The organism is Nonomuraea sp. MG754425 (assembly GCF_021699195.1).
GTDB lineage: Bacteria > Actinomycetota > Actinomycetes > Streptosporangiales > Streptosporangiaceae > Nonomuraea.
Genome location: NZ_SSXE01000007.1, coordinates 21,782 through 48,435, shown reverse-complemented (window position 1 = coordinate 48,435; position 26,654 = coordinate 21,782). Strand labels below are relative to the sequence as shown.

At 71.1% G+C, this 26,654-nt stretch carries 28 protein-coding genes, 1 tRNA gene and 1 pseudogene; 17 read left to right on the top strand and 13 right to left on the bottom strand.

Going from position 1 to position 26,654, the window contains the following annotated elements; all coding sequences use genetic code 11:
- Window positions 1–78: 78 nt before the first annotated feature.
- From FAF44_RS04175 to FAF44_RS04150, 6 genes are all read left to right on the top strand, one after another.
- Window positions 79–1,890, top strand: a complete 1,812-nt coding sequence (locus FAF44_RS04175) for an MDR family MFS transporter (RefSeq protein WP_272894035.1) — start codon at window positions 79–81, stop codon at window positions 1,888–1,890.
- Window positions 1,887–2,312: a hypothetical protein gene (locus FAF44_RS04170; protein ID WP_237101643.1), complete on the top strand. Its 426-nt coding sequence runs from the start codon at window positions 1,887–1,889 to the stop codon at window positions 2,310–2,312. Before FAF44_RS04175 ends, FAF44_RS04170 begins: the two co-directional genes overlap by 4 nt.
- The gene (locus tag FAF44_RS04165; protein ID WP_237101642.1) at window positions 2,309–2,545 is read left to right on the top strand and encodes a hypothetical protein; all 237 of its coding nucleotides are present in this window, start codon (window positions 2,309–2,311) and stop codon (window positions 2,543–2,545) included. The genes FAF44_RS04170 and FAF44_RS04165 overlap by 4 nt, the downstream gene beginning before the upstream one ends.
- A gap of 13 nt (window positions 2,546–2,558) precedes the next feature.
- Window positions 2,559–3,041, top strand: coding sequence for a universal stress protein (locus FAF44_RS04160; protein WP_237101641.1), 483 nt, complete (start codon window positions 2,559–2,561; stop codon window positions 3,039–3,041).
- Between the two features lie 73 nt (window positions 3,042–3,114).
- On the top strand, window positions 3,115–3,858 hold the full coding sequence (locus tag FAF44_RS04155) for a M15 family metallopeptidase (RefSeq protein WP_237101640.1): 744 nt from the start codon (window positions 3,115–3,117) through the stop codon (window positions 3,856–3,858).
- Window positions 3,859–3,870: 12 nt separating this feature from the next.
- Entirely contained in the window at window positions 3,871–4,713 is an 843-nt protein-coding gene (locus FAF44_RS04150; protein ID WP_237101639.1) for an NUDIX domain-containing protein, read from the top strand.
- Here the strand turns inward: FAF44_RS04150 and FAF44_RS04145 are convergent.
- Complete coding sequence (locus tag FAF44_RS04145; protein ID WP_237101638.1) at window positions 4,699–5,025, bottom strand: STAS domain-containing protein; 327 nt, start codon at window positions 5,023–5,025, stop codon at window positions 4,699–4,701. The genes FAF44_RS04150 and FAF44_RS04145 overlap by 15 nt on opposite strands.
- 51 nt (window positions 5,026–5,076) lie before the next feature.
- Between FAF44_RS04145 and FAF44_RS04140 the strand changes: the two genes are divergently transcribed.
- A tRNA-Ser gene (locus tag FAF44_RS04140) sits at window positions 5,077–5,163 on the top strand.
- Between the two features lie 80 nt (window positions 5,164–5,243).
- Window positions 5,244–5,750, top strand: coding sequence for a calmodulin-binding protein (locus FAF44_RS04135; protein ID WP_237101637.1), 507 nt, complete (start codon window positions 5,244–5,246; stop codon window positions 5,748–5,750).
- Window positions 5,751–5,802: 52 nt separating this feature from the next.
- Here FAF44_RS04135 and FAF44_RS04130 read toward each other — a convergent pair whose 3' ends face one another.
- Window positions 5,803–8,079, bottom strand: coding sequence for an AAA family ATPase (locus FAF44_RS04130; protein WP_237101636.1), 2,277 nt, complete (start codon window positions 8,077–8,079; stop codon window positions 5,803–5,805).
- Window positions 8,080–8,193: 114 nt separating this feature from the next.
- Here FAF44_RS04130 and FAF44_RS04125 point away from each other — a divergent pair, with 114 nt between their 5' ends.
- Window positions 8,194–9,150, top strand: coding sequence for an NAD(P)H-quinone oxidoreductase (locus FAF44_RS04125; protein ID WP_237101635.1), 957 nt, complete (start codon window positions 8,194–8,196; stop codon window positions 9,148–9,150).
- A gap of 5 nt (window positions 9,151–9,155) precedes the next feature.
- Entirely contained in the window at window positions 9,156–9,668 is a 513-nt protein-coding gene (locus FAF44_RS04120; protein ID WP_237101634.1) for a bacterial proteasome activator family protein, read from the top strand.
- Window positions 9,669–9,775: 107 nt separating this feature from the next.
- Here FAF44_RS04120 and FAF44_RS04115 read toward each other — a convergent pair whose 3' ends face one another.
- Window positions 9,776–10,546 carry an HAD family hydrolase gene (locus tag FAF44_RS04115; RefSeq protein ID WP_308193277.1) on the bottom strand — a complete coding sequence of 257 codons (771 nt, stop codon included), beginning with the start codon at window positions 10,544–10,546 and terminating at the stop codon, window positions 9,776–9,778.
- Window positions 10,547–10,796: 250 nt separating this feature from the next.
- On the opposite strand from FAF44_RS04115, the gene FAF44_RS04110 reads away from it, so the two are divergent.
- Both FAF44_RS04110 and FAF44_RS04105 read left to right on the top strand, forming a co-directional pair.
- Window positions 10,797–11,000 carry a cold-shock protein gene (locus FAF44_RS04110; RefSeq protein ID WP_080043977.1) on the top strand — a complete coding sequence of 68 codons (204 nt, stop codon included), beginning with the start codon at window positions 10,797–10,799 and terminating at the stop codon, window positions 10,998–11,000.
- Between the two features lie 252 nt (window positions 11,001–11,252).
- A complete protein-coding gene (locus FAF44_RS04105; RefSeq protein WP_237101632.1) occupies window positions 11,253–12,623 on the top strand; it encodes a hypothetical protein in 1,371 nt (456 codons plus the stop codon).
- Here FAF44_RS04105 and serS read toward each other — a convergent pair.
- From serS to FAF44_RS04085, 4 genes are all read right to left on the bottom strand, one after another.
- On the bottom strand, window positions 12,607–13,869 hold the full coding sequence (gene serS, locus FAF44_RS04100; protein ID WP_237101631.1) for a serine--tRNA ligase: 1,263 nt from the start codon (window positions 13,867–13,869) through the stop codon (window positions 12,607–12,609). The two genes, FAF44_RS04105 and serS, sit on opposite strands and share 17 nt — an antisense overlap.
- A gap of 77 nt (window positions 13,870–13,946) precedes the next feature.
- Window positions 13,947–14,867 (bottom strand): prephenate dehydratase, encoded by a 921-nt coding sequence (pheA, locus tag FAF44_RS04095; protein ID WP_237101630.1) that lies wholly within the window; start codon window positions 14,865–14,867, stop codon window positions 13,947–13,949.
- 78 nt (window positions 14,868–14,945) lie between these two features.
- The gene (locus FAF44_RS04090) at window positions 14,946–15,365 is read right to left on the bottom strand and encodes a DUF4446 family protein (protein ID WP_237101629.1); all 420 of its coding nucleotides are present in this window, start codon (window positions 15,363–15,365) and stop codon (window positions 14,946–14,948) included.
- A gap of 22 nt (window positions 15,366–15,387) precedes the next feature.
- Window positions 15,388–16,593 carry a glycosyltransferase 87 family protein gene (locus FAF44_RS04085; RefSeq protein ID WP_237101628.1) on the bottom strand — a complete coding sequence of 402 codons (1,206 nt, stop codon included), beginning with the start codon at window positions 16,591–16,593 and terminating at the stop codon, window positions 15,388–15,390.
- A 59-nt stretch (window positions 16,594–16,652) separates the two neighbouring features.
- Between FAF44_RS04085 and FAF44_RS04080 the strand changes: the two genes are divergently transcribed.
- Window positions 16,653–18,923, top strand: a complete 2,271-nt coding sequence (locus tag FAF44_RS04080) for a hypothetical protein (RefSeq protein WP_237101696.1) — start codon at window positions 16,653–16,655, stop codon at window positions 18,921–18,923.
- Window positions 18,924–19,188: 265 nt separating this feature from the next.
- Here the strand turns inward: FAF44_RS04080 and mptB are convergent.
- The 4 genes and pseudogenes from mptB to FAF44_RS04055 all read right to left on the bottom strand — a co-directional run.
- Window positions 19,189–20,193 (bottom strand): annotated as a pseudogene (gene mptB / locus FAF44_RS04070) (polyprenol phosphomannose-dependent alpha 1,6 mannosyltransferase MptB); the annotation flags it as partial.
- Window positions 20,194–20,340: 147 nt separating this feature from the next.
- On the bottom strand, window positions 20,341–20,880 hold the full coding sequence (locus FAF44_RS04065) for a DinB family protein (protein ID WP_237101627.1): 540 nt from the start codon (window positions 20,878–20,880) through the stop codon (window positions 20,341–20,343).
- Between the two features lie 224 nt (window positions 20,881–21,104).
- Complete coding sequence (locus FAF44_RS04060; protein ID WP_237101626.1) at window positions 21,105–21,842, bottom strand: glycosyltransferase; 738 nt, start codon at window positions 21,840–21,842, stop codon at window positions 21,105–21,107.
- A 37-nt stretch (window positions 21,843–21,879) separates the two neighbouring features.
- Window positions 21,880–22,227 carry an STAS domain-containing protein gene (locus tag FAF44_RS04055; protein ID WP_237101625.1) on the bottom strand — a complete coding sequence of 116 codons (348 nt, stop codon included), beginning with the start codon at window positions 22,225–22,227 and terminating at the stop codon, window positions 21,880–21,882.
- A 235-nt stretch (window positions 22,228–22,462) separates the two neighbouring features.
- Between FAF44_RS04055 and FAF44_RS04050 the strand changes: the two genes are divergently transcribed.
- The 4 genes from FAF44_RS04050 (at window position 22,463) to FAF44_RS04035 (ending at window position 24,186) form a co-directional block, all read left to right on the top strand.
- Window positions 22,463–22,807 (top strand): hypothetical protein, encoded by a 345-nt coding sequence (locus tag FAF44_RS04050; RefSeq protein ID WP_237101624.1) that lies wholly within the window; start codon window positions 22,463–22,465, stop codon window positions 22,805–22,807.
- Between the two features lie 252 nt (window positions 22,808–23,059).
- Window positions 23,060–23,233, top strand: a complete 174-nt coding sequence (locus FAF44_RS04045) for a hypothetical protein (RefSeq protein ID WP_237101623.1) — start codon at window positions 23,060–23,062, stop codon at window positions 23,231–23,233.
- 6 nt (window positions 23,234–23,239) lie between these two features.
- The gene (locus tag FAF44_RS04040; protein ID WP_237101622.1) at window positions 23,240–23,440 is read left to right on the top strand and encodes a DUF6412 domain-containing protein; all 201 of its coding nucleotides are present in this window, start codon (window positions 23,240–23,242) and stop codon (window positions 23,438–23,440) included.
- Window positions 23,441–23,538: 98 nt separating this feature from the next.
- On the top strand, window positions 23,539–24,186 hold the full coding sequence (locus FAF44_RS04035) for a membrane protein insertase YidC (protein ID WP_237101621.1): 648 nt from the start codon (window positions 23,539–23,541) through the stop codon (window positions 24,184–24,186).
- A gap of 1 nt (window position 24,187) precedes the next feature.
- Here the strand turns inward: FAF44_RS04035 and FAF44_RS04030 are convergent, their stop codons facing one another.
- Both FAF44_RS04030 and FAF44_RS04025 read right to left on the bottom strand, forming a co-directional pair.
- On the bottom strand, window positions 24,188–24,619 hold the full coding sequence (locus FAF44_RS04030; protein WP_237101620.1) for an ATP-binding protein: 432 nt from the start codon (window positions 24,617–24,619) through the stop codon (window positions 24,188–24,190).
- Between the two features lie 142 nt (window positions 24,620–24,761).
- Window positions 24,762–26,630 carry an ATP-binding protein gene (locus tag FAF44_RS04025; protein WP_237101619.1) on the bottom strand — a complete coding sequence of 623 codons (1,869 nt, stop codon included), beginning with the start codon at window positions 26,628–26,630 and terminating at the stop codon, window positions 24,762–24,764.
- Window positions 26,631–26,654: the final 24 nt, after the last annotated feature.

The window sequence follows — 26,654 nt, the reverse complement described above, 5'->3', positions numbered from 1 at the left end:
CACACCCACTTACCGAGCGGCTAGTAAACATGCGTATACTTCAACTTGGCTAAATCTGTAAGAAGGGGATGTTGTGTCTTGGTAGCCCAGGCTCAGGCCGCATCCCTCACGAAACGTCACTACACCCACCGCGAGATCCTCGAGGTCATGTCCGGGCTCATGCTCGCCATGCTCACGTCGATGATCTCGACCTCGGTGGTGGGCACCGCGCTGCCGACGATCGTGGGGGAACTTGGCGGTCAGGACCAGTACTCGTGGGTCGCTAGCGCGACCATGCTGACCATGACGGTCTCCACACCGTTGTGGGGCAAGCTGTCCGACCTTTTCGGCCGCAAGCTGCTCTTCCAGACCGCGCTGGGGCTGTTCGTCGCGGCGTCGCTGGTGGCGGGCCTGTCCCAGGACATGGGGCAGCTCATCGCGGCTCGTGCCGTACAGGGCCTGGGTGTTGGTGGTTTGTCGGCGCTGTCGCAGGTGATCCTGGGTGACATCGTCTCGCCCCGCGAACGTGGCCGCTACTCCGGCTACATGGGGGCCGTCTTCGGGATCTCCACGGTCGCCGGGCCGCTGCTCGGCGGGTTCATCGTGGACGCCGACTGGCTGGGCTGGCGGTGGTGCTTCTACGTGGTCGTGCCGTTCGCGCTGGTGTCCTTCATCGTGATCCAGAAGGTGCTGAAGCTGCCGAAGGTCAAGCGCAGCACCTCCATCGACATCTGGGGCGCCACCACGATCACGGCCAGCGCGAGCGCGCTCATGCTGCTGCTGACGCTGGGCGGCAACGAGTTCGAGTGGAACTCCGTCTGGACGTACCTGCTGGCTGCCGTCGCCCTGCTCATGCTGGCCCTGGCGGTGCTGTCGGAGCGGACCGCGCGCAACCCGATCCTGCCCCCGCGCCTGTTCCGCAACCCGACGTTCGTGCTCACGAGCCTCGCCTCGCTGTTCGTCGGCATGGCGATGTTCGGCGCGATGATCTACCTGCCGCAGTACCTGCAGATCGTCAAGGGGCTCAGCCCGACCAACTCGGGCCTGATGACGCTGCCCATGGTGGTGGCGCTGTTCCTGGCCGGCGTGATCTCCGGGAAGATCGTCACCCAGACCGGCCGGTGGAAGATCTTCCCGGTCGCGGGCCTGCTCATCGTGGCGATCGGGCTGTTCCTGCTGTCCCGGCTGCACGTGGACTCCAGCGAGTGGCTCATCGGGTTCGACGTCGCGGTGCTCGGCGTCGGGCTCGGCCTGTCCATGCAGATGCTGATCCTGGCCGCGCAGAACGGCTCCGAGCCGCGTGACATGGCCTCGACCACGTCGGGCGTGTCGTTCTTCCGGTCCCTGGGCGGCGCGGTGGGCGTGGCCGCGTTCGGCGCGATCCTGACCAGCCGGCTCAAGGACGAGATCGCCGAGATGCTCCGGGCCGCGCACATCGCCACGGCCGGCGGCTCCGACGTCAAGCTCGGCAGCCCCGACGCCATTCAGCAGCTCCCGACGCCGATCAAGAACATCGTCCTGGAGGCGTTCACGCGCGGGCTGGAGACCGTGTTCCTCGTCGGCGTGCCCATCGCGCTGCTCGGCTTCCTCGCCGCGCTCTTCCTCAAGGAGCTGCCGCTGCGCGGCGCGAACGCGGCGGCGCTCCCCCAGCAGCCCCCGCAACTCGGCAAGGACGACCTGGTGCTGGCCGGGCTGCTGCTGGAGCTCATCGCCCAGCGCGTCGAGCGGGTGAACGGGGAACGTTCCGCGCTCCTCACCGCCGTCGCCAAGATGGCGCCGCCTGACGACCGCTCGGAGCGCGAGCGGGCGAGATCGGTCGCGCAGAGCGTGCTGCGGCCCACCTCGCGCGCTCTGATCGCGCAGGCCACGCCCCCACAGAAGGACCTCGTCACAGGAGGAATCTCGTCATGATTCGCAAGTTCGTGGGCGCCGTCGTCGCGGCCCTGGCCGCGCTGGCCGGGTTGTGGCTGATGATCGCGCCCTTCGCCCTCGGCACCCAGCCGGAGAACGCCGACTGGACGAACGCCACCCACTCGGAGTTCTTCTCCGGCCTCGGGGTGGCCGTCGTGGGGCTCGCGGGCGTGATCGCGTTCGTGCTGGCCATCCACGAGGAGCTGGTGGCGCGTGGCCTGGTGGTGCCGAAGCCGCGCCGTCCCGAGCCGGAGCCCGAGCCCGTGCCGGCCGCCGCGCCGCAGTCGTCCTCGGCCGAGCTGGCCAGCCTGCTCGCCCCGCTCGTCGAGGCGCTGCGTGAGGACCTGAACACCACCCCCCGCTCTGGCGAGCACCGCCAGAACGGCAGGACGTCCCTCGTCGGAGCGGAGGAGAACCGATGAAGGCAAGGCTGGGCGTGTCCGCCCTCGTCATCCTGTTCCTGGCGGGCCTGTGGCTGGTCGCGGCCCCGTTCGCGGTCGGCTACCAGGAGCGCGGCGCCGCGTACGCGGACGCGACGATCAACGACCTGTGGCTCGGCGGCGGGCTCGCCGGGCTCTCGTTCGTCGCTCTGGTGATCTACGCGGCCGACGCCCTGCGCGACCTTGCCCGCCGCGGCAAGCACGCCGACGCCTGACGCGAGTCATGCCGTGTTCGGCAGTGGCGCAGATCCGCAGCGGGAGCCGCTGACAGGGCGGCTCCCCGCCGGGGAGTTCGAGATCGGCAAGGACGGCGCCGGCCTGCTCGTCGTGGGCTTCGACGGGTCGGACCCGAGCCGCAACGCGCTCGCGTACGCGGCCGGGCTCGCCCGGCGGGACGACGCCGCGCTGCTCATCGTCTTCGTGGAGTCGCTGAACACCGCCTCGCTCTGGTTCTTCGCCGGGTCGCCGATCATTCCCGACTCCGCCGCGGACCTGACCGAGGACCTGCACGACGAGCTGCGCGGCTGCGGGGTGCCGTGGCAGTTCGTCAGCGTGCGCGGCGACCCCGTCAGGGCGCTGGAGACGCTGGCCGGCTCGTACATGGCCGACGGGATCGTGGTGGGACGCTCGCGCTCCCGCCGCCCGTGGCGCGGCTCGGTGGCGGCCGGCCTGGCCAAACGGGCTCGCCGGACGGTGCTGGTGGTGCCGTGACCAGCGCGACGCGGGCTCGTCCCGATGGGCTGATAGGCCGTTGACCTGGCCTGACGTCGCATATGGTGGCCAGATGAGACGTGTTGCCGCCTTGGCGCTCGTGGTGCTCGGAGCCGTTTCGTGCGGCGCGGGCCAGCCGGCCGCCGCGCCCGCGAGCCCGGCTCCTGGCCACGAGACGCCGCAGTCGACCCTGCCCGCCACCGCCTCGGCCACCGCGGAGCCGTCCGCCGCGCCCGCCACCACTGAGCCGCCCGCGTTCAGCTCGAAGGTCTCGCGCGTCGCCCGCGAGCGCCTGCCGTACTCGTGGCGTCCCGGCTGCCCCGTCCACTACCAGGACCTGCGGCTCGTCACGATGACGTACTGGGGCTTCGACGACAAGCCGCACACCGGCGAGCTGGTGGTGCGCAAGACCGTCACCGACGACATCGAGACCGTCTTCAAGAAGTTGTACGACTGGCGCTGGCCGATCAAGCAGATGAAGCTGGTGGACGCCTACAAGGCAGACGACTTCGCCTCGATCGACGCCAACAACACCTCCGCCTTCAACTGCCGCCGTGCCACGGGCTCAAGTAGCTGGTCAAAACACGCGTACGGCGAAGCGATAGACATAAATCCCCGCGAGAACCCATATGTCACAGCGAGTGGCAGCACGGCACACCAAAATGCCAAGAAGTTCACCGAGCGCCCAATGAAAGGCAAAGGTGTGATAAATCCTGGTGACAAGGTTGTCAAGGCCTTCGCCCAGGTGGGCTGGGAGTGGGGCGGCTACTGGTCGGGCGCGAAGGACTACCAGCATTTCTCCAAGGGCGGAGGCTGAGAGAATTGCCCCATGGCGGCTAAGGACGGCGACGGCTGGGCCGAGTGCGCCCAAGGCCACCGGCACTGGGGGGTGCACGGCGCCTCGGGCCTCCTCGTCGTCCACCACGACGACGCCGGGGTCCCGTACGTGCTCATGCAGAAGCGCTCCTGGTGGAGCCACCACGGCGGCACCTGGGGGCTGCCCGGCGGCGCCCGCGACAGCCACGAGGACGCGGTCACGAGCGCCCTGCGCGAGGCCCACGAGGAGGCGGCGCTGGCCGGCGACGGGCTGCGCGTGCAGGGCGTCTACCTCGACGACCACGGCGGGTGGGCGTTCGAGACGGTGATCGCCGCGTCGGCAGAACGGCTGGCCGCGGCCCCGGCCAACGGCGAGAGCACCGAACTGCGCTGGCTGGCGCTGCCCGAGGTCACCGAGCGCTCGCTGCACCCCGGCTTCGCCGCGACGTGGAACGAGATCCGGGGCACGATCAGGCCGGAGACGATCGTGCTCGACGTGGCCAACATCGTCGGCGCGCGGGCCGAGCGCGGCTGGTGGAACGACCGGCTGGGCGCGGCGACCCGGCTGCTGCTGGACGTCTCGAAGCTGCGGCTGGAGCACCCCGTGCTGGCGCAGTGGTACCCGCGGATGGTGGCGGTCGTGGAGGGCGCCGCACGCGGCGCGCCGGCCGTGCCGGGGATCCAGGTGGTGGCGGCCACGGGCAACGGCGACGACGCGATCGTCGACGTCGTACGCGAGGCCAAGCCGTGGGAGCGGGTGGTCGTGGTCACCGCCGACCGGGCGCTGCGGGACCGGGTCGGCGAACTGGGCGCCGAGAGCGTCGGCCCCAAGTGGCTGCTGTCACAGCTCGGCTAACGCCACCCGGTCGAAGGCCGCCTTGAGGCCGGTCACGTCGAGCACCCGCCGTAACACGCCGTGCACCCCCACGAGACCCAGGCTCCCGGCGTGCGCGGAGACCCGGTGCTGGTGCTCCACCAGCACCCACAGGCCACTGGAGTCGCAGAAGTCGAGCTTGCCGGCGTCGATCACGACCTCCACCCGGCCTTCGGCGAAGAGCTGCGACAGAACCTGCCTGAGCAGTGGCGCCGTGAGCTTGTCGAGATCACCGGTGAGACGCACGATCGCGTCGTCGCCGCCGCGCTGCACCTCGACGCTGAGATCCGCCACCTCCTGAACGTACACCCCTGTCATCACAGCCGCTATCGTGGTTCCCGCACGGGAGGGTTCGCATAGTGGACGAGTGCAGCCGCCTTGAAAGCGGCCAGGTCAGCGATGGCCTCGTGGGTTCGAATCCCACACCCTCCGCCGGTCTTCAGCCCCTCTGAAGAGGGCTTTCGCGGGTCAGCACGATATGACGGCGCGGCCAGCACACTTTCTGTGACGTTATGGCTACTCTCCGTGTCGGACGGGCCGAGTTCTCGGCCCGCGTACCGGAGGTGTTCATGCCAGGCTTCTCCCGCGGGATCGGCACCGCGCTCGCCGCCACCACGCTCGCCCTGCTGACCGGGGCCGCCCCCGCTGCGGCGGCCGTCCCGGCGCGGCAGACCGCTCCGGCCGCGTACTTCGTGATGACCGACGGCACGGGAGAACGGTTCGTCGTCCAGCTCACCGAACCCGGCAAGATCCGGCACGCCCGCGCCCTGATCAGCGGCGCGACGCGCGATCGGCCCCACGTCATCGGCAAGATCACGCCACGGCCGGCCCCGTACAACCCGCGCTGGAACTACCACTACCGCAGCGACACCGTCGGCTTCTTCGACGCGGCCATGGAGGTGTGCGACGCCACGATCCCCTACGTCGAGGATCACCTGGACAAGGCGGGCGGGGCCTTCCTGCCCGGCTACACGTGGTGCCCCTGGAGCTCCAGGCTGGTCGCCGAAGTGCCCGCCTAGCCGCCGACGGCTCCGCCGGCGGCGCACGCGTGCCGCGCCGCCGGCGTCCGGCTCATCCCCGGGTGCCCGCGAAGGCGTCGCCCACGAACGCGGCGAGCTGCAGGTACGCGTCCCTGGTCGGCTCCTGGAGCCGGTCGAGGTCGATCTCCGCGCCCTCTTCCAGGTGCGGGTCGTACGGCACCCTGACCACCGCGCGGCAGCGGGCGGCGAAATGGGCCTCCAGCTTCTTGATGTCCACCGCCGACTTCGACCTGGGCCGCACGCTGCACAGCACCACGGTCGCGTTCTTCACCAGGTCGGCGTAGTGGTGCGCCTCCAGCCAGTCGAGCGTCGCGGACGCCGCCCGCGCGCCGTCCACCGACGGGGAGCTGACCAGCACGATCTGGTCGGCCAGCCCGAGCACCCCGCCCATGGCCGAGTGCAGCAGGCCGGTGCCGCAGTCGGTGATGCAGATCGAGTAGAAGTTCTCCAGCACCTGGGAGACTTCCTGGTAGTCGGCGCCGCTGAACGCCTCGGAGACCGCGGGGTCGCGGTCGGAGGCCAGCACCTCCAGCCGCGACGGCGCCTGCGAGGTGAACGCCCTGATGTCGACGTACCGCTTGACCTGGTCACGCTCGTTGAGCAGGTCGCGCACGGTGGCCGAGGTCTCCAGGACGAGCTTGTCGGACAGGGTGCCCCGGTCGGGGTTGGCGTCGACGGCGATGACGCGGTCGCCGCGCATCTGGGCCAGCGTCGCGCCGAGGCCGACCGTGGTCGTGGTCTTGCCCACGCCGCCCTTGAGACTCAGCACGGCCACGCGGTGGTGCCCGGCCGTGACCGGGGTGCGCGCCCTGGTGACGAGCTCGCGGCGGCGGCGCACCTCCGGCGACTCGCCCGGCTTGATCCAGCCGCCGGACGCCTTGTACACCATGCGACGCCAGCCCTTGGAGGGGGCGTTACGCCGTCCGCGCAGCAGCGACTCGGGGTCGAGGCTGTCGGCGGTCGGGCGTCCGGTGACCGGGGGCCTGGGCGGCGAGGTGAAGACGTGGTTCGGGGCCGGGCGGCGGCGCGGCTGCGTGGCCGGCGGGATCTCGCGCTCGGCGGGACGCCACTCGTGCTGCTCGTCCCACGACGGACGCTGCTCGGCCTCCTGCGCGTGCCGGGCGTGCTCCGGCTGGTGGGTGCGCTCGGAAGACTGCTCGGCCCGCTGGGAGCGTTCCTCGGGAGGCTGCTCACGTTCCGCGGGCTGTTCGGCCCACTGAAGACGCTCCTGAGGCTGCTCGCTCCACTGCAGCCGCTCCGACGACCACTGCGAGCGCTCCTCCGCCTCCTCGGAACGGTCCGGCAGGTCGGCGACGTCCGCCGATCGACCGCTCCAGCGGGAACGGTCCGGCTGCTCCTCCGACCAGGTCAGGCGGAACTCCTGGGCGTGCTCCTCGGGCTCGCTCCACTGCGGGCGCTCGCTCCTCGGCATCGTCTCCGACGACTCGGCCCACTGCGGCGCGTCGGTGCGGGACATCGTCTCGGCCGACCCGGCCGCGGCGGGCCCGGACCCGGGCTCCTCCGTGACGGTCTCCGCCCGCTCCTCCCAGGCCGCCGGCTCGCCGCCCGGCCGCTCAGCGCCCGCCTGCTCAGCACGTTCGGCACGTTCAGCGCCCGACGGCTCGCCGCCCGGCTCTTCGGCATCCGGCCGCTCGGCACCTGACCGCTCAGCGCCCAGTTCGGCGCCCGGCTGGGTGTCCGCCCACGCGGACTTCTCCGCCGCCGGGGCGGGCTCCTCCGCACCACGACGCTCGGGCTCACCGGCAGGCGCGGGAACCTCGGCGGGGGCCTCGACGGCCTCAGCACGCGACTCCTCCGCCGGCCGCGGCCAGCCGGGCGGCGTCACCCACGCCGTCTCCTCGCCCGCCGGCGGCCACGTGCGCTCCGCGGCCTTCTCCGGCGGGGCGGGCGGCGTGAGCGGCAGCGCGTACGCGTCGGTGTCGTCAGGACGCGGCAGCGGCTTCAGCGGGGCGTGGAAGGCGTCCTCCACGCTCCGCGCCGGGGTCGTGAGCTCCTCCTTGACCGCCGTACCGAGCCACTCGCCGGCCTCGCTCTCCCGCTCCGGGACCTCTCCGGCCGCCGCCGCGCCGTACACGGAGTCGACGGCCGCGCGGAACAACGGCGGCGTCGAGGTCTCGTGCTGCTGGGGCACCAGCCGCCACGGGTCCTTGGGGTACGGCGAAGCGACCGGCTCGTCGGCGGACGCGGCCGAGGCGCTCACAGGGACAGGAGCCTCCTCCGTCTCCTTGATCGCGTCCAGCCAGGCGAGCTGCTCCTCGAGAGATTCTTCTCGATCGTGTCTTGCCACCGTGTTCCCCCTCGGGTGGGTCTAAAGGGGCAGCAAATACATTGCAGATTAACGCCATCGGTTACCGCGCAGCCCGGCAACCCACAACTTCTTTGCCCGGCTACCGTGGTTCGCATGCGAGCCATTGAGATCACCAGGCCGGGCGGACCAGAGGTGCTGGAGTGGCGCGAGGCGCCGGACCCACCCGTCGAGCGGGGGGACGTCCTGATCGACGTGGTCGCCTCGGCGGTGAACCGCGCCGACGTCCTGCAGCGGCAGGGGTTCTACGACCCGCCGCCCGGTTCGCCGCCGTACCCGGGGCTGGAGGTCTCCGGGGTGGTGGCCGAGGTCGGCCCGGACGTCGAGCAGTTCAAGCCGGGCGACGAGGTCTGCGCGCTGCTCGGCGGCGGCGGTTACGCCGAGCGCGTAGCCGTGCCCTGGCAGCAGGTCATGCCCGTGCCCGGCAGGGTGTCGCTGCGTGAGGCGGCCGGGCTGCCCGAGGTGGCGTGCACGGTCTGGTCCAACGTCTTCATGGTGGGCCGGCTGCGCCGGGGCGAGACGCTGCTCGTGCACGGCGGGGCCAGCGGGATCGGCACGTTCGCGGTGCAGCTCGCCAAGGCGCTCGGCTCGTACGTCGTCGCCACCGTCGGCTCGGCCGCCAAGGGCGAGCGCGTCAGGGAGCTGGGCGCCGACGAGGTGATCAACTACCGCGAGGAGGACTTCGCGGACAAGGTCCAGGCCGACGTCATCCTCGACATCATGGGCGCGAAGTACCTGGCGGGCAACGTGCGGGCGCTGCGCACCGGCGGGCGGCTGGTGATCATCGGGCTCCAGGGCGGGCGCAAGGGCGAGATCGACCTGGGCGCCATGCTCGCCAAGCGCCTGTCCGTGCACGCGACCACATTGCGCGCCCGTCCCGTGGACGAGAAGGGCGTCATCGTGCGGAGCGTCGTCGACAATGTCTGGCCCCTGGTCGGAGCGGGCGCGGTGCGTCCCGTCGTGCACGCCGAGGTTCCGATGTCCGAGGCGGCCGAAGCTCACCGTATGTTGGATTCGGGAGAGCACGTCGGCAAGATCCTGCTAGTACGGTGAGTGTTATGAATGCTGAGGACAACAACACCCCCCACATCGTGGTGGTGGGCCCCGACTTCCAGGGGCAGGGCGACAACGGCGAAGACGACCGATCGGTCACCAACCTGGTCGAGCAGCCCGCCAAGGTGATGCGCATCGGCAGCATGATCCGCCAGCTCCTCGAGGAGGTCAGGGCGGCCCCCCTCGACGAGGCCAGCCGCAAGCGGCTGAAGGAGATTCACGAGTCCTCCATCAAGGAGCTCGAGGACGGGCTGGCGCCGGAACTGGTCGACGAGCTGGAGCGGCTCTCGCTCCCGTTCACCGACGACAACGGCACCCCGCCGAGCGAGGCGGAGCTGCGTATCGCGCACGCCCAGCTCGTCGGCTGGCTCGAGGGGTTGTTCCACGGCATCCAGACCACGCTGTTCGCCCAGCAGATGGCCGCCCGTGCCCAGCTTGAGCAGATGCGCAGGGCGCTGCCCGGCGTTCCGGGCGACGAGACCCAGCGCCCCCACGGCGGGTCGGGCCCCTACCTGTAGCGGGCCTCCGCCGTAGCAGGCCCCACGGCGGTCCGATCCTGCCCCCGGACCGGTGCCGGCCACCCGACGCCGCCGAGCGCCTCACCCGGTGCGGTGCCGGGCGCGGGCTACCCGAACAGTTCCTCGATCACGCGCGCGACGCCGTCCTCGTCGTTGGCCGCGGTCACGTGATCGACCGCCGCCAGCACGTCGGGGTGCGCGTTGGCGACCGCGTACGACGTGCCTGCCCAGCTCAGCATGGGCAGGTCGTTCGGCATGTCACCGAACGCGACAGCCTGTGCCGGCTTGATCTCGTGCCGCGCCGCGAGCGCCGCGAGCGCCGTCGCCTTGGTCACCCCCCGCGCGCTCATCTCGATCAGACCCCGCCTGCTGGAGTGGGTCGCCGTCACCAGATGCCCCACCAGTTCGTCCACGACGGCCTGCAACTCGTCCGCCCCCATGGCCGGGTGCAGCGCCAGGAGCTTGGCGCACGGCCGGGCGGTCACGGAGTCGACCCTGACCGTCCCTTGGTGCCGGTCCAAGCCGCCCAGCAGGAAATCGGACTCATGCGCAAAACCGGCTTCATACTCGACCGAAAATACGAGTTCGGACACGTTCGCTCTTAGCTGAGCCACGACTTCCTGGAGTACGTCCACGGTGATGAGGTGAGATTCCACTATCCGTTCGGTATGGAGATCGTAGATCAGGGCTCCGTTCGCACAGATCGCCAGGCCACGGTGACGTACGGCACTCGCCACCCCGCCCATCCACCGGGGCGGACGCCCGGTCACGAACGCCAGGACAGCCCCCGATTCCTCGACTTTTCCGAAGGCGGAGACCGTGCGGGGAGACACGGTTCCGTCCGTGCGCAACGCGGTACCGTCGAGGTCGGTGGCCACTAGACGCGGTGCGGGATGACTCTGCATAACAGGTTCCAGTTTGCCCGGTGATGCCGCCTGACAGAAATCTTCCTGAGGACGGGAACACCAACGCTCCAGAATGGTGTTAGATGTGATGGCGTTGTATTAGCTGATCCCGTAGTGAAAACCAGCATGACTTTGTCTGAGCCACCCCGGGTGCTTGCTGTACGACACACCGGGACCCACGAGGTGTGGGTCCCATAGATTCACATCCTGAGGGAGAGCTTTTATGGCTCAGGGAACCGTCAAGTGGTTCAACGCCGAGAAGGGCTTCGGCTTCATCGCCCCGGACGGCGGTGCGCCGGACGTGTTCGTGCACTTCTCCGAGATCGTCGGCAACGGCTACCGCAGCCTTGAAGACGGCCAGCGGGTCGAGTTCGAGATCACGCAGGGCCAGAAGGGGCCGCAGGCCTCTCAGGTCCGAGCCCTCTGACCTGTAGCAGCTAGATAGACCGGGGTTCGCTTCCAGCGGGCTCCGGTCTTTTGCTGTTGCGGGGCTGACGCACGACCACTCCTCGCGAGGCGAGCCCTCGCGAGGAGTGCCCGGCCCGCCGTGACCGATATTCGACCTCCGGCCCGTCCGGAAGGTGGGCGAGGCCACGAACCCGGTTTCGATCTGATCACGGGTGTGACTCGACTCACAAAACGCCCGAACCACCCAGCGCGCGGATCCATCGACCTGGATATGAGGTACGCGTGGCTGTGTCACCCCGTGACCATCGCCGGGGTCGTGGTGCTCCTGGTCAACGACCACCTGCTCAAGCAGTCCTGGCCCGGCTTCGTCACGGGCAAGCTCAGCGACGTCGCCGGCCTCGTGGTCGCCCCCGCGCTCGTGGCCCTGCTGTTCCTGCGGCGGGCCGACCTGGCGGCGACCGTGCTCACCGGTGCGCTCTTCACGGTCGTGAAAACGACGGAGACGGGCGCGGAGCTCGCCTCCCATGCCTGGACACTGGTCGGGGGCCCGTCGCGCGTCCTGGTCGATCCCACGGACCTGCTGGCGCTGCCCGCGCTCGTCCTGGCCTGGTGGGTGCGCCGGAGCACCCTGCACCGCCCCTCCTCGGCCCGGTGGCGGATCGTCGTCACCATGCCGCTGGCCCTGCTCGCCGTCACCGCCACGGCCGCCGCGCCCCCGCCCTCCTCCGCCGACGCCGTCGAACTGGACGCGGCCGGCCGCATCCACGTCCACACGACCGACATGAGAGAGCTGATCTCCGAGGACGGCGGCCGATCCTGGACGGAGAGCCCGCGCGAACAGCCGGGACGAGGGCAGAGCGCCCAGTGCGTCCCCGGCCAGGCCACGCGGTGCTACCAGGTGCTGGGCGACCGCCTGGGCGTGCGGCAGTCGGACGACGGCGGCCGTTCGTGGCAGACGGCGTGGACCCCCTCCGAGAACGATCTTGAGCGCCTGGCCAGGCAGCACGGGAGCCGGTCCGGGCTGCGTTCCCTGTCGCTGGCCGTGCAGCCGCGCCCGGGCGGGCACGTCGTCGTCGTGGCCAACGGCGTGGACGGCATCGCGGTGCGCGACCCGTCGGGCACGTGGCGGCGCGTGGGCTGGCCGGGAACCGAAGCGGCCGAGGCGGACCTGAGCTCGGAACGCGGCGTGGCCCTCTTCCTGGCGGCCTGCATGGCCTTCGGCGGGGCGGGAGCGGGGCTGCGGCGCCACACCGGCCTCTACACCGGCTGCGCGAGCGCCGCCGCCCTGGGCCTGCTGCTGCCGGTCAGCAGCGGTTCCATGCTCGACCTGGCGTTCTCCCAGAAGGGGCCCTATCTTCTCCTCGGCCTGCTCGCGGGCCTGACGGGCGCCGTGGTGTGCCTGGTGCTGGCGTTCGCGGGACGGGCGCGGCCGGTCCCGGCGGTGACCGGGCTGCTGGCCGCGCCGCTCGTCTACGCAGGCATCCGCCTGCCGTTCGAGGGGTGGGCGAAGGGGACGCCGGACTCGTACGCGGTCGCGGTGGCGCTCGCCGTGCTGCTGGCCGGGGCCGTCGTGGCGGCGAGCGCCGCCGTCATCGGACGCGACGCCCGCCACACGAGCGGACGGTCTACTTCGGCGGGGTGAGCACGTCGAGCCCCACGAAGGGGCGCAACGCCTCGGGAACCACCACGGAGCCGTCGGCCTGCTGGTGGTTCTCCAGGATCGCCACGATCCAGCGGGTGGTGGCGAGCGTGCCGTTGAGCGTGGCCAGGTGCTGGGGCTTGCCGTCCTTGTCGCGGTAGCGGACGGCGAGCCTGCGCGCCTGGAACTCGGTGCAGTTGGAGGTGGAGGTCAGCTCGCGGTAGCGCCCCTGGGTCGGGATCCACGCCTCGCAGTCGAACTTGCGGGCCGCCGACATGCCGAGATCGCCCGCCGCCGTGTCGATGATCCGGTAGGGGACCTCGATCTTGGCCAGCATCTCCTTCTCCCAGGCGAGCAGGCGCAGGTGCTCCTCGTGGGCGTCCTCCGGCCGCACGTACGTGAACATCTCGATCTTGTCGAACTGGTGCACCCGGATGATGCCCCTGGTGTCCTTGCCGTACGAGCCCGCCTCGCGGCGGAAGCACGACGACCAGCCCGCGTAACGCAGCGGCAGGTCGTCGGCGCTGAGGATCTCCTGGGCGTGGTAGCCCGCCAGCGCCACCTCGGAGGTGCCGACGAGATAGAGATCGTCCTCCGGGAGCCGGTAGATCTCCTTGTCGTGGGCGATGTGGAAACCGGTGCCCTGCATGGTCTCCGGCTTGACCAGCACCGGCGTGAACATCGGCGTGAAACCGGTCTCGATCGCCTGCTGCATGGCCATGTTGAGCAGGCCGAGCTGCAGCCGCGCGCCGACGCCCTTGAGGAAGTAGAAGCGCGAGCCCGAGACCTTGGCCCCACGCTCCATGTCGATGGCGCCGAGCGCCTCGCCCAGCTCCAGGTGGTCCTTCGGCTCGAAGTCGAACTCGCGGGGCTCACCGTGGGTCTCGAGCACGACGTAGTCGTCCTCGCCGCCGGGCGGCGCGCCCTCCTCGACGAGGTTGGGCACCGTCTGGAGCACTCCGTCGAGTTCGGCGCCCAGCTTCTCCGCCTCGGACTCGGCGGTCTTGACCTGGCCCGCGAGCTCTTTGGCCCGCTGGAGCAGGGCGGCCTTCTCCTCGCCCTGCGCCCTGGAGACCGACTTGCCCATGCTCTTCTGCTCGGCGCGCAGAGATTCGAACGAGGTCAGCGCGGATCGGCGGCGCTCGTCGAGGTCGAGCAGCGTGTCGACGACCGAGTCGTCCGCGCCGCGGGCACGCTGCGACGCCCGTAGCCGGTCAGGGTCCTCACGAAGGGTACGCAGGTCAATCACAAGGAAAGGCTACCGGCGCGCGAGCGCGCCGCGCCCCTTGTTTCGGGGTACGCCGGCCGCCGCCCGCACGGGCCCGCTCAGACCTGCCCGGCCCGGATCCTCGCCAGCCAGTCGCCGGCCTCCGCGAACTCCGGATCGGAGGTGCCGCGCTTGATCAGCGGCGCGACGCCGTCGGCCCGCGGATAGCTGCCGAGGAAGCGCACCTCGCCGCAGACGCGGTGCAGCCCGGCGATCGCCTCGCCGACCCGGGCGTCGGCGATGTGGCCCTCGAAGTCGAAGTGGAAGAAGTAGCGGCCGATGCCGTCGCCGGTGGGCCGCGACTCGATGCGCGTCAGGTTGACCCCCCGCACGGAGAACTCGGTGAGCATCTCCAGCAGCGCGCCCGGGTGGTCGTCGGCCAGGAAGACCACCAGCGTGGTGCGGTCGGAGCCGGTCGCCTCCGGCAGCGGACCCGGGCGGCCCACCTTGACGAACCTGGTCACGGTGTCGGACCTGTCGCCGATGTCGGTGGCCAGCTCCACCAGCCCGTAGTGCTCGCCGGCGATGCGCGCGGCGATGGCGGCGTCGTAGGGCGAGCCGGGCAGCGAGACCTCCTGCGCCGCCGCCGCGGTCGAGGGTGCGGCCACCACGACGGCGTCGGGCAGCTCGCGCGCGATGTACGCGCGGCACTGGGTGATGGCGGCGGGGTGCGTGTAGACCCGCTTGATGTGCACGAGCTCGGTGTCGGGCCGGGCCAGCAGCGAGAACTGCACCGGGAGCAGCAGCTCGGCGTTGATCAGCAACGGCTCGCCCCAGGCGAACTCGTCGAGCGTCGTGGTGATCGCACCCTCGATCGAGTTCTCCAGCGGGACCACCGCGCCGTCGGCGGCACCGGAGCGGGCGGCGTTGAGCGCGGCGCTCACGGTGGCGCAGGGCAACCGCTCGGCTGTCGGGTCGAGGAGCCGCAGGGCCTCTTCGGTGAAGGTCCCTTCCGGTCCGAGATAGGCGAGTCTGGGCATGCTTACAGGGTATCCGCAGGTGGAGGGCCGACGTCGCCGTTTCGTCCGATAGCGGATCCCGAACGCCGGCACGCGGTCTCAGCGGGGTTCGGCGGCCCGGCTCGCGACCAACGGGCCGTGCCCGAGCCTGGCCGCCCGTACGGCCTGCTCCTCCTCGGGCGACAGCGGCTGCTCCCCCTTGCCGCCCACCACGGCCCGGACGTAGGTGCGGGTCTCGCTGCGCCCGTTGATGGACGTCAGCACGATCCCGTCGCCCAGGCCGTTGATCATCGCCACCGAGAACGACAGCCTGCCCGTCATCTCGGACAGCGCGTCGTAGCGGCAGACGGCGACGTCCCTGACGGCCTTGAGGTCGCCCCGGCCCGCGACGACCTGCCGGGAGAGCATGCGCCGGCACTCCTCCACGGTGCTTCTGGCCTGGCGCAGCGCCAGATAACCGATGAATACGCCACTGATCCCGGCGACGACTCCCACGATCACCCATGTGGTAACGAGCACGGCACAGAGGGTAACGCCTCGGTCAAGCGATCGTTCGGCGTTTCGGAATCCAGGACACCAGCAACCACACCAGCGCCAGCGCTCCCAGCCCGAACCCGTTCTGCACGATCTTCCCGAGCACCGGGCTGACCCCGGGGATGCCGGCCGCGATCAACGAGACTCCCCACCACGGGATCGTCAGCACGTAGTACAGCCACACCCCGGCCGCCACCCGCAGCCGGACGGGGTCGCGCCCGTCGCCCACGATCGCCGCGAGCACCACGACCACCCAGGCCAGGTGGTGGATCCAGGCGACCGGCGACAGCAGCACCGCCATCAGCCCGACCAGCGCGACCGCGGTGAGCGAATCACCCGCCCGGTACGCCTCGCGCGCCCCGCGGAACCCGTACCACGCGACCGCGGCCACGATCGCCAGCCAGATCACCGACGTCAGCAGGTCGGGCAGGTAGAGCCGGATCAGCATGCCCCGAATGGACTGGTTGGTGGTGGCCGCGTTCGAGCCGAGCCGCTCGGAGTCGAGCAGCGCCGAGAACCAGAAGTCCGCCGCGTCCTGCGGGATCACCGCGAACGGCAGCAACGTCAGCACCGCCGTCGTGAACGAGGCCATGAAGAACGTCCGCCACTGCCTGGTGACCAGCAGGTAGATCAGGAAGACGCCGGGGGTCAGCTTGACCGCCGTGGCCAGCCCGATCAGGAACCCCCTGGGCCACCAGGGCCGTCTGGCCAGGCAGTCGGCCACGCACAGCGAGACCAGCAGGATGTCCACCTGCCCGAAGCGCACCTGGTCCCTGATCGGCATCAGGTACGTGCACAGGATCATGAGCAGCGCGAACAGCCACGGCGTGTACTTCCGCAGCGACTCCCGTCCCAGCACCTGCCGGAAGGAGAAGCCCACGGTCACGGCCAGGGCCACGAAGATCCCGGCCGTCCACACCCACTGCGCCGTCTCCCACGACATCATGGCCAGCAGCACGGCCAGCATCGCGGCGACGGGCGGGTAGGTGAAGGGCAGCAACTGCGGCGCGGGCGTGTGGTAGTCGTACACCGGCCGGCCGTCGAGCAGCATCTGCCCGCCGGTACGGTAAACGTCCAGGTCGACCAGCCGCTGGTCGTCGGGATTCGTCAGCCACGTGTACACCAGCGGCGCCACGGCCACCGCGACGACGAGCACCACGAGCACCCACGCCCACCACTGCCGTCGTCTCACCCGCACCTCGCCACTTGTCACGGTGTGGCACGTTACCGTGGCTGTTGCCGATCGAGGGGCAGACTACTGGGGGTCCGTACATGCCGAACGCCACGCCGCACCCGCCTCAGGGCCGGTGCGGGGAGCGCCGTCGCCTCGATCGCGCGGGCGCCCGCCCGCTGGCCGTCGTCCTGCTCGCCCTGGCGCTCACGGCCCTGTTCCCCGCCGCCGCGCTGGGCGCCACGGCCGCGCCGCAGGGGCGGGTGGCCCTCGTCGGGGTCCCGGGCCTGGAGTGGAGCGACCTCGACGCGACGCGGACCCCGAACCTGTGGCGGCTGGCCGCCGAAGGGGCCTCGGCCTCGCTCTCCACGCGGGCGGTGCCGCCGCCCGACCGGGGCATCACCTGCCCCACCGCCGGCTGGCTGACCGTCTCGGCGGGCCAGCGGGCCGGTACGGAAGGCGCGGGCTGCTCACCGCCGCCCGCTCCCGAGCAGCGCGGTGAGGGCGCCACGATCCCCGGCTGGCCGGCGCTGGCCGCCCACCAGGCGGAGACCGGCTACGACGCCCGGCTCGGCACGCTGGGCGGGCTCGTGGCCAAGAACGGCGGCAGGGTCGCCGCGGTGGGCGCGGGCGCCGCGCTGGCCGCAGCCGACGAGTCCGGAAATATCGCCAGATACGCGCCCGACCTCGACGCCCTGGGCGACCTGACCCCCTACACCCTCATCGTCTTCGAGGCCGCCGACCTCGCCGACGCCTGGGCGCGGCAGCCCCTCGACGAGTACAACGTCCCCACCGGGCTTCCCGCGCCCGCCCGGCAGGCGGCGGCGGCCCAGGCGGACCGGCAGATCGGCGCCCTGGTCGCCCGGCTGCCCGCCGGCACCACGGTCCTGGTGGCGGGCATCTCCGACGTGTCCCCCAACGCCCACCTCCACGTGGCCCTCGCCACCGGCCCCGCCCCGGACGGCCACCCGTACCCGCACGGCCACCTCACCTCGACCTCCACCCGCCAGGACGCCCTGGTCGCGATCACCGACCTCACCGCCACCGCCGTCCAGGTGCTGGGCCTGCCCGCCGCGCCCGGGGTGGTCGGCCGCCCCTGGCAGCCCGGCGGCCCGGCTCCCGCCACGGCGTCCGAGACGGTGACGGAACTGGCCGACGGCGACCTCGCCAGCCAGGTGCTGCGCGAGGTGCGCGGGCCGTTCTTCGCCGTCCTGGTCACGGTTCAGCTCCTCTTCTACGCCTTCGCCGCCCTCGCGCTCCGGCTGCGCCGCCGCTCGGCCGCCGGACCGGCCGACGCGGGCACGTCCAGGGTGCTCAGGTCCGTGCAGATCGTCGCGGTGGTCAGCGGGGCCATCGCCGTGTCCACGTTCCTGGCCCAGCTCGTGCCCTGGTGGAGCCTGCCGGTGCCGATGCTCTCGCTGATCGTGACGATCCTCGCCATCGCCGGGCTCATCACCGCCGCCGCCTTCGCCGGGCCCTGGCGCGCGCACGTGCTCGGCCCCCTCACCACCGTCGCCGCCGTCACCTCGATCGCCCTCCTCATCGACGTCATGACCGGCTCGAAACTCCAGGTGAACGCGGTGACCGGGTACGAGCCCGTGACCGGAGGACGGTTCTACGGGTTCAGCAACATCGCCTTCGCCATCTACGCCACGGGCACCGTCCTCGGGCTGGCCGGGGTGGCGCAGTGGCTGCTCGGCAGGGGCATGTCCAGGGCGCTGGTCGTCACCCTGTGCGCGCTCTACGGGGGGTTCGCGATCTTCGCGGACGGGTGGCCGGCCTGGGGCGCGGACTTCGGCGGCGTCCCGGCGTTCGTGATCGGCCTGGCCGTGTTCCTGATGATGCTGGCGGGCCGGCGCGTCTCCGCGTTGCGGCTGCTGGCCGTGGGGCTGGCGGGGGTCGTGATCGTGGGGGCCCTGTCCGTGGCCGACTGGTTGCGGCCCGACACCGAGCGCACGCACCTGGGCACCTTCGTGCAGCAGGTCATCGACGGCCAGGCGTGGACCGTCGTCGGCCGCAAGTTCGGCGCCATGATCGGGGTGACCGTGGGGAACTGGTCGCTGACCCTCCTGTCGCTGGTCGCGCTGGCCTTCCTGTTCCTGGTGCTGGCCCGCCCGTCGCGTTGGGGCGCACCCGCGCTCAGCCTGGCCTACGGCCACGCCCCGACGTTCAGGGCGGGCCTGATCGGCGCTCTCACCTGCGCCTTCGTCGGCTTCCTGATGAACGACTCCGGCATCGCCATCCCCGCTATGGCCCTGACGGTGGCCGTGCCGCTGACCCTGGCGGCCTGTGTGCGCGCCCTGCAACTCGCCACGCCCACACCAGCAGCGCCACAGTCAGAGCAAGCAGCGCCCAGGCGAGCTGGGGCCTGACCACCTTGCCGAGCCAGTCCAGCTCGGCCGGCACCCCCTCCACCCGGGCGGGCAGGTACGCCAGCGACAGCACCACCAGGTGCGCCACCACGAACGTGTCCAGGGCGGAGGCCGCGACCAGGGCCAGCAGCCCGAACGCCAGCCCGTCGTACCAGGGCAGGATGTACGGCGTGGCGAACAGGTAGGCCACCATCAGCCCCACCGCCACGACGGGCGCCTCCATCCCGTTCGCCCGCCCGCCGGTCAGCAGCCCGGTGCGCGCGGGCAGGCGGAGCAGGGACCAGGCGATGAGGGCGAGCAGCAGCAGCGAGCCGACCTGGATCTCCCCCCGGTACGCGCTGCCGGTGCCCACGATCGTCTGCAGCCAGCCCTGGACGAGCTTCCACGGGGAGGCGTGCGAGATCGCCTTGCTCGTCCGGGTCATCGGCGCGATCGCCTCCGGGCCGACGATCAGGTACCCGACGACCACGACCGCGACCGCGCACCCCGCCATCAGCGCCAGGCGCGCGGGACGCCGCCGCAGCTCCCAGGCCGGGCCCAGGGCCACCAGCCCGGCGTTGACCTTGATCGCCACCCCCAGGCCCAGCAGCACCCCGGACCCGGCGGGCCGGCTCCTGGCCAGCAGCGCGGCGACCATGCAGGCGATGGCGAGCGTGTCCACGTGCATGCCCGCGACCAGTTGGTAGAGCAGGAGCGGGTTGGCCGTCCACAGCAGGGCCGCGCGCAGCCGCCTGACGGGGTCGTCCCTCGTGAAGCGGTCGATGAGCAGGCCCGTCGCGACGAACGCGGCGGCGTTGACCAGGGCCAGCACGAACATCGTCAGCCTGAGCGAGTCGCCGCCGATCCAGCTCGCCAGCGCCTGGACGGCCGTGGCCACCGGCCCGTAGACGCTCGGCTCCTCACGCCAGGGCGCCTCCACCGCGTCGGCGATCGGATCGCCCGGCAGATCGATGGCCCCATGGGTGTACGGGCTGAGGCCCAGCGTCACCATGCGGCCGTAGGCGGCGTAGTTGAGGTGGTCCCCGGAACCCGAGGGCGGCAGGAACGCCAGGACTCCTGCCGCCAGGCAGCCGATGAGCACGAGCGAGCGCGGATCGGGCAGCCCCCGGACAGCGGCCGCCCGGCCCCTGAGAGCCGGCAGGGCGACCAGCAGGCCGAGGCCGCCGAGCAGGACGGCCGCCGCCGCCAGGGCGATCACCAGGTGCGCCCCCGGCCGGACGTCCAGCGAGTACGGCGGGTGCCAGCCGGGGCCGCCGAGCGCGGGGACCATCGCCGACGGGCCCAGCAGACCGATGACGACGGTCAGCAGGATGGAGCCGCCGATCGCCGCGGTGGCCACCCATCCCGGCAGGCCCTGCGTGCCTGCCCGCCGCGTCTCCGAAGTCACCGGGAAATTCCAGCACACTCGCGGGACGGCCTACTCCCCGGTCAGCCCGTCCACCGACTCCCTGATGAGGTCGGCGTGCCCGTTGTGCCGCGCGTACTCCTCGATCATGTGCACCAGGATCCACCGCACGCTGACCCTGCGCCCGTCGGACCAGGCGCGGGCGGACAGCCGGTCGAGGCCGCCGTCGGCCACCGCCTCGTCGAGCAGGACGCGGGAGCGGGACACGGCGTCCTGCCACAGGTCGCGGAGCTCGCCGGGGGTGTCGAGGACGGCCGAGTGCCAGTCCCAGTCGGCGTCGGCCGACCAGTCCACGGTGCCCCACAGGGGCTGGCCCGCGCGGTCGTGCAGGTGGCGGGAGAACCAGTGGTCCTCCACGTACGCCAGGTGCTTGAGCATCCCGCCGAGCGTCATCGACGACGCGCCCACGGTGGCCTTCAGGCCGGCCTCGTCGAGACCGGCGCATTTCCACGCGAGGGTGGCGCGGTGGAACTCCAGGTAACCCACGAGGGTGGCGGTCTCGTCGGCCGCGAGAGGCGGCTCTGGACGTCCTTGCTCGTCTGTGTCGGGCATGGAGGGCAGTCTAGGGCCGCGAGGATCACCGGCGGCAAGCCCCGACCCCGCCACACCGGCCCGGCCACCCCACTGCGCCGGCTCGGCGACCCTCACTGCGCCGGCTCGGCCACACTCCACTGCGCCGTTCCGGCGACGCCTACTGCGCCGGCTCGGCGACGCGCGCCGGGGCACGCGAAAGGCTCGCCCCGCGGGCCGAACCCGGCCGGGGGCGAGAGCGCGGCTCACCGCCGCCGCGACGCCCGGCGCATCTTGTCGAGATTCAGCGCGACCAAGGGCTCGCGCACGGCCAGCGCCAGCGCCACGTCGCGGAGTTGCCGGGCCCGGTGCAGTTGCGCCCGCAGGTCGGTGCCCGTGGCCCGGTGCGCCATGTCCACCTCGACCTCCAGCACGCGAAAGCGCCTGCGCAGCAGATCGATGGTCAGGGCGGTCTCCACCCCGAACCCGTGCGCCAGCGGCCGCGCCGCCTCGAACGCCTTGCGGGTCAGGCAGCGCTGCCCGTTGAGCGGCTGGACGGGGTCGAACCCGGTGGCCCGGCGGATGCCCTCCTTGGACAGCCGCACGACTAAGCCGTGCCCGCCGAGCTTCACCCTCGTGGCGAACACGGCGATCGTCATGTCCGCCTCGCCCGCGCGTACCGGCTCGATGAGCGGAGCCGCGGCCTGGGCGGTGCTGCCGAGGTCGGCGTCGAGGAAGAGCAGGTGGCGGGGGGCGGTGTCCTCGTCGAAGAGGCGTACGGCCTCCGCGCCCGTCTCCATCGCGGCGGCCTTGCCGCGGTTGCGGCTGTGGCGCACCACCCGGGCTCCGGCGGCGCGGGCCACCCTGCCGGTCTGGTCGGTCGAGCCGTCGTCCACGACCACGACGAGGTCGACGCCGGGCAGAGCGGCGGCGGCCTCGACGGTGGCCGCGATGCGGTCGGCCTCGTTGACGGCGGGGATGATCACGGCGGTGTCGCCGCTCACCGGCCATCACCTCCCGTACGGCAGGCTTCGGCCGGCGTCATGATCCCTCGGTGATGAGGAACTCCTGCGGCACTTCGTCATGCACGGTGAAGACCGAGTCGAGTCCGGTGACCTGCAGGATCTTGCGTACCGCGGGACGCGGGGCGGCCACCTCGAGCGTCCCTTGCTGCTCTTTCATCCGCTTCAGCGCCGAGAGCAGCACGTTCATCCCCGTGGAGTCGCAGAAATCCACGGCGGACATGTCGATGACCACACGGCTGGGACCGCTCTGCAACAGCCGAGTGAACTCGGCCTGCAGGGCAGGCGCCGTGTAGAGGTCGATTTCTCCGGTGATGGCAACGAGTGCGCACCCGGCGTGTGATCGAGTCGAGACCTTGAGCTCCACATGGGCAGGCTAGCGGCGCAAGCGCTCCCGGTCACGTTGTCACGCCGATAGGGGAACCACAGGTTTTTGTCCTGCGTTTGGGCTCCATGAAAACGGAGAGTACGCGAAGCTTGACAGCGTGACACGGGAACCGGCACGGCATCATGGCGAAGGAGGGGCTGGGGCACCACCGGCGGGCCCCGCATCGATGAAAGACAAACCCGAAGACGCTCAGCGCCAGGGGCTCCGAGAACGCTTGGAGACCATCCTCATCAGCACAGAGAAGGCGACTCCATGGCATGAACAGGCGGGCCGCCTGCGTGGTCTGGTGAACCACGAAGGCTACGTCCCCATCCGCACCCGGCTCGCGATCGAGGACCTGGAGTTCCTCGCCGAGGCGCGCGCCGAACTGCTCAGGTTCTCGGAGCTCGGGCTCAGGTTGCTCGATCTCCATCAGCCGCGCGACGCGGGGGGCATCACGAGCGACACCGCCCATCCGATCCTGCGCTGCCGGAGCTGCATGTGGCGCTGGCCGTGCCCGACGTTCCGGGCGATGCTGGAGTCGTTCGGCGCTTCCCGGGATCTCCCCGAGAGCGCCTGACCGTCCTTCCGGAGAGCGCCTGAGCGCGAAGGGGCGAGCGTCACCCGCCGGCCGTCGTCGGCCGGGGTACGAGCGGCCTCTCCCCGGAGCGCCATCCGACCACCTGAGGCGGACACTCCTCGGGCATCCCCCCGCAACACCCTCGCGCGCCGTCAGCACGACCTCCGCGCCCGGCAGCCGCGCCCGTGTGGCGTTCGCTTCATCGCCCGGGAAGGCTCGCCGATCACGCCCCGGAGGACGTACGGTGGCAGCATGAGTAGAGTCGTCATGCTCGTCATCGGTACCTTGCTGGGCCTTTTCGTGTTGTTCAACTTCCTGCTGCCGATGCTGGTGGGTTTGGTCAAACTCGCCCTGATCATCGGTGTGATCGCCGTGCTGGTCTTCGTGGCCGTCGCCGTGGTGGGCAAGTCCTCCCGCTCCCACTGATCCGCCGTGACGCAGTTCCTGTTCGACCCGTGGCTGGTGGGCATCACCATGGTGGCGATCCTGCTGCTGGCCACGTGGGCAGCCACGTTGCTGCCCGTCGCCGGCGGAGAGCCCCCGAGTTTCCCGCTGAGCTACGCCCGCCGCATCGCCTTCCAGCGGCAGCGTGATCCCGACGCGGCCGGCCGGTCGCGTCCACGAGCGCCTTAGGCGTGCCCCGCTTTCACGTCGAACCACGTCAAGCGGGGCTCTCTCAAACATGAGCGAGCCTGTCGATCCCGCATGGGGAAACAGAGGGAACAGGGCTCATGATCGATGCTCTTGTCACGTTCGTCATCAGCATGTCCGGCGGCAGCGCCGCGCTCGGGATCGTGCTGTTCACACTGGCCGTACGGCTCCTGCTGCTGCCGCTCAACGTGCGCCGGGCCCGTACGGCGAAGGTCCGCGAGAAGCTCGCGCCCAAGCTGCGTGAGCTGCAAGAACGCCACGGACGCAACCCGGAGCGGCTGTCCAGGGAGATGAACGCGCTGTACGCGGCGGAAGGCACCTCGCCGTTCGCCGGGTTCCTGCCGATGCTGGCGCAGCTCCCGTTCATGTGGCTGATGTACCGGGTCGCCACGCATCCGACCGCGCTGGCCGGCCATGATCTCTTCGGTGCGCCGCTGGGACAGCAGGTCGCCGGGGTGATCGCCAATTACGGTCTGGTCAGCACACCGGTTTTGGTCTTTGTATTGGTCATCCTGCTGGTCGTAGCCGTGGCATGGCTGTCCGCCAGGCAACTGAAGGTCTCCGAGGAGCAGCCGGAGCTGATGCGGAAGATCATGCGGCTGCTGCCGTACGGCTCGGTGGTGGCCGTGCTCGTGCTGCCGCTGGCCGCCGGGATCTACCTGCTGGTGTCGGCGGCGTGGGCCGTCGGCGAACGGGCCGCGCTGGCCGGACGGGCGGTGCCCGCCTGACCTAACCGGCCTCCCGCAGGGCCGCTACCTGCCCGTTCACCGACTGGCTCGGTGCGGGCAGGATGGCCCAGACGGTCGTCGTGTCGCCGTCGTGCCTGACCCCCCAGCTCTCCGCCACGTACTCCACGATGCCGAGCCCCCGGCCCCCGAGCGAGGACAGGGTCGGGCGGCCCGCCCGCGGCTCGGTGGCCGCTCCCCCGTCGCTCACCGCCACTTCGATGTGATCGTCGCTGCGCAGCCAGGCGACTCTGACCATGCCCGACGGCAGCGGATGCGCGTGCCGCAGCGCGTTGCTCAGCAACTCGCTCACCACCAGCACGGCATCGTCGATCGCGGCGGCAAAGACCCCACAGTCCTGCAGGTCAGTGCTCAGACGCTGGCGGGCGACAGCAACGCTGGACGGCGCGTACGGCAGCAGCACCACGCTTGACACACCCACCTCCCCGTTACCTGTGCCCCCCGCGGGAACACTCCCCGGTACGACCGAAATGCCCCGTTACTCGATCCCAGAAACCGCATCTCGATCACAGCTTGTACACATTGGACGATAGATCAGCTCAACCGTGACCACCTCGTTACCGCATCGGTGTGTCGGATCGGATAGGGGAAGGACACCTGAGTACGAGTCGCATTCTGGTGCCCCCTCCTGGTCTCGGATGAGCGCTGACATCTCCCCCCTGTGCTCTGGCGAGGCTCCGGACAATGTAGAGACCGAGCCCCACTCCACCAAACCGTCTCCGGTCGCCGCTGTCCACCTGGACGAACCGCTCAAAGATCCGCTCCCGGTCAGAGGGGGCGATTCCAACGCCTTCGTCGTCGACAACGACGACCACACCGTCGCCCTCCGGCCAGGCGCCGACGCTGATCAGCCCGCCCATGGGCGAGTACTTGAACGCGTTCTCCAGCAGTTGCCCGAGGATGACGTCCGTGGCCAGGGCATCGCCCAGCACATACGGTAGCTTGTCCGGAATGTCCACTTCTACCCGGTGCTTGTCGGAGAGCGCGGGCAGGCCCAGCGTGGCCGCGTCGATCCGCTCGGCCAGGTCGAACTCCTCGATCCGCACCTTCAGCTCGTCGGCCCCCGCCCTGGCGCCCAGCAGCAGGTGATCCATGAGCTCGCCCAGCGACCTGGACCGCTCGGCGATCGTGTACACAGCCGCACGCCGTTCGAGATCGCCCATCTTGTCCCAGCGCGCGGCGAGCGTGCTGGCGAACCCGCGCACGATCGTGATCGGCGTGCGCAGCTCATGGCTGGTCGTGGCCAGGAACAGGTCCTTGGCCTCCTCCAACTCCTTGGCCGCGGTCACGTCGCGGAAGTCGACGACGACCTCGCCGGTCTCCACGATCTGGGCGCTCACCACGTCCAGCCAGCGGCCGTTGTCGAGCTGAAAGGTGCCCTTCTCCCCGGCCCCGGGCAGCGGGAACGGCGGCGGCCCCCCGATGACGGACTCGGCCGGCAGCGCGGTCAGCCCGGCCGCGGCCGGGTTCCAGCGCACGACGCGGCCCCACTGGTCGAGCACGGCGATGCCGTCGGCGCTGGCGTCGAACACGGCCCGCTCGTGCGCCCGCTGACGTACCGCCTCCTGGTAGGCCATCGCGTTCCCGACCGCGATGCCCGCGTGCCCGGCCAGCAGCTCCAGCAGCTCCAGTTCGAGATGGCCCGGCGTGCTGTCGGCGAACAGCGCGTACAGCGCGCCGTACGGACGCCCGCCCACGGCCGCCAGCCCCAGCGCGACGGTGTGCAGCCCGCCCAGCCGCGCCCAGACCAGGTCGTCGAGGCCGTCGGACTCCAGCATCACCGTCTTGCCCGTGCGTAACAGCCGGCCCACCAGGCTCGTACGCAGGTCGGTGGTGGTCCCTCTGATCGAGGCCGGCAACTGGTACGTGCTCACCAGCCGCAGCCGCTCGCCCTCGATGAGCACGAACCCGCCCGCGTCCGCACCGGTCAGCTCGGTGAGGCTGGCCGAGATCCGGTCCAGCACGGCCGACAGCTCCAGCTCGGAGTTGATGTCGCCGACCACGTCGGTCAGCCGGCGGACGAGCCTGGCCCGGCGCGCCATCCGCTCCTTGGCGAGCTGGTCGGCCAGCGCCGGGTGGTACACGCACACGTAACCGGCCACGGCGCTGCCCAGGCGCAGGGCGCTGATGTCGACCCGCAGGTCGATCAGGACGCCGTCGGCGCGCAGGCGCTTGGTACGCAGCGAGACGGGCTCGCCCGTACGCACCCGCTCCAGGGCGGCGGTGTGCTCGGTGATCAGCTCGTCGGGCACGATGGGCGCCCTGCGTCCCAGCACCTCCTCCGCGCTCCATCCGAACACCCGCTCGGCCGCCGCGTTCCACACCAGCACGCTCTGGTCCCGGTCGAACGCCACGACGGCGTTGGGTGAGCTGGCGAGCACCGCGCGAGCGATCTCATCGTCACTACCGGCCCATTCGTCCCCCACCACTCCATAGTGCACGTGGCGCGG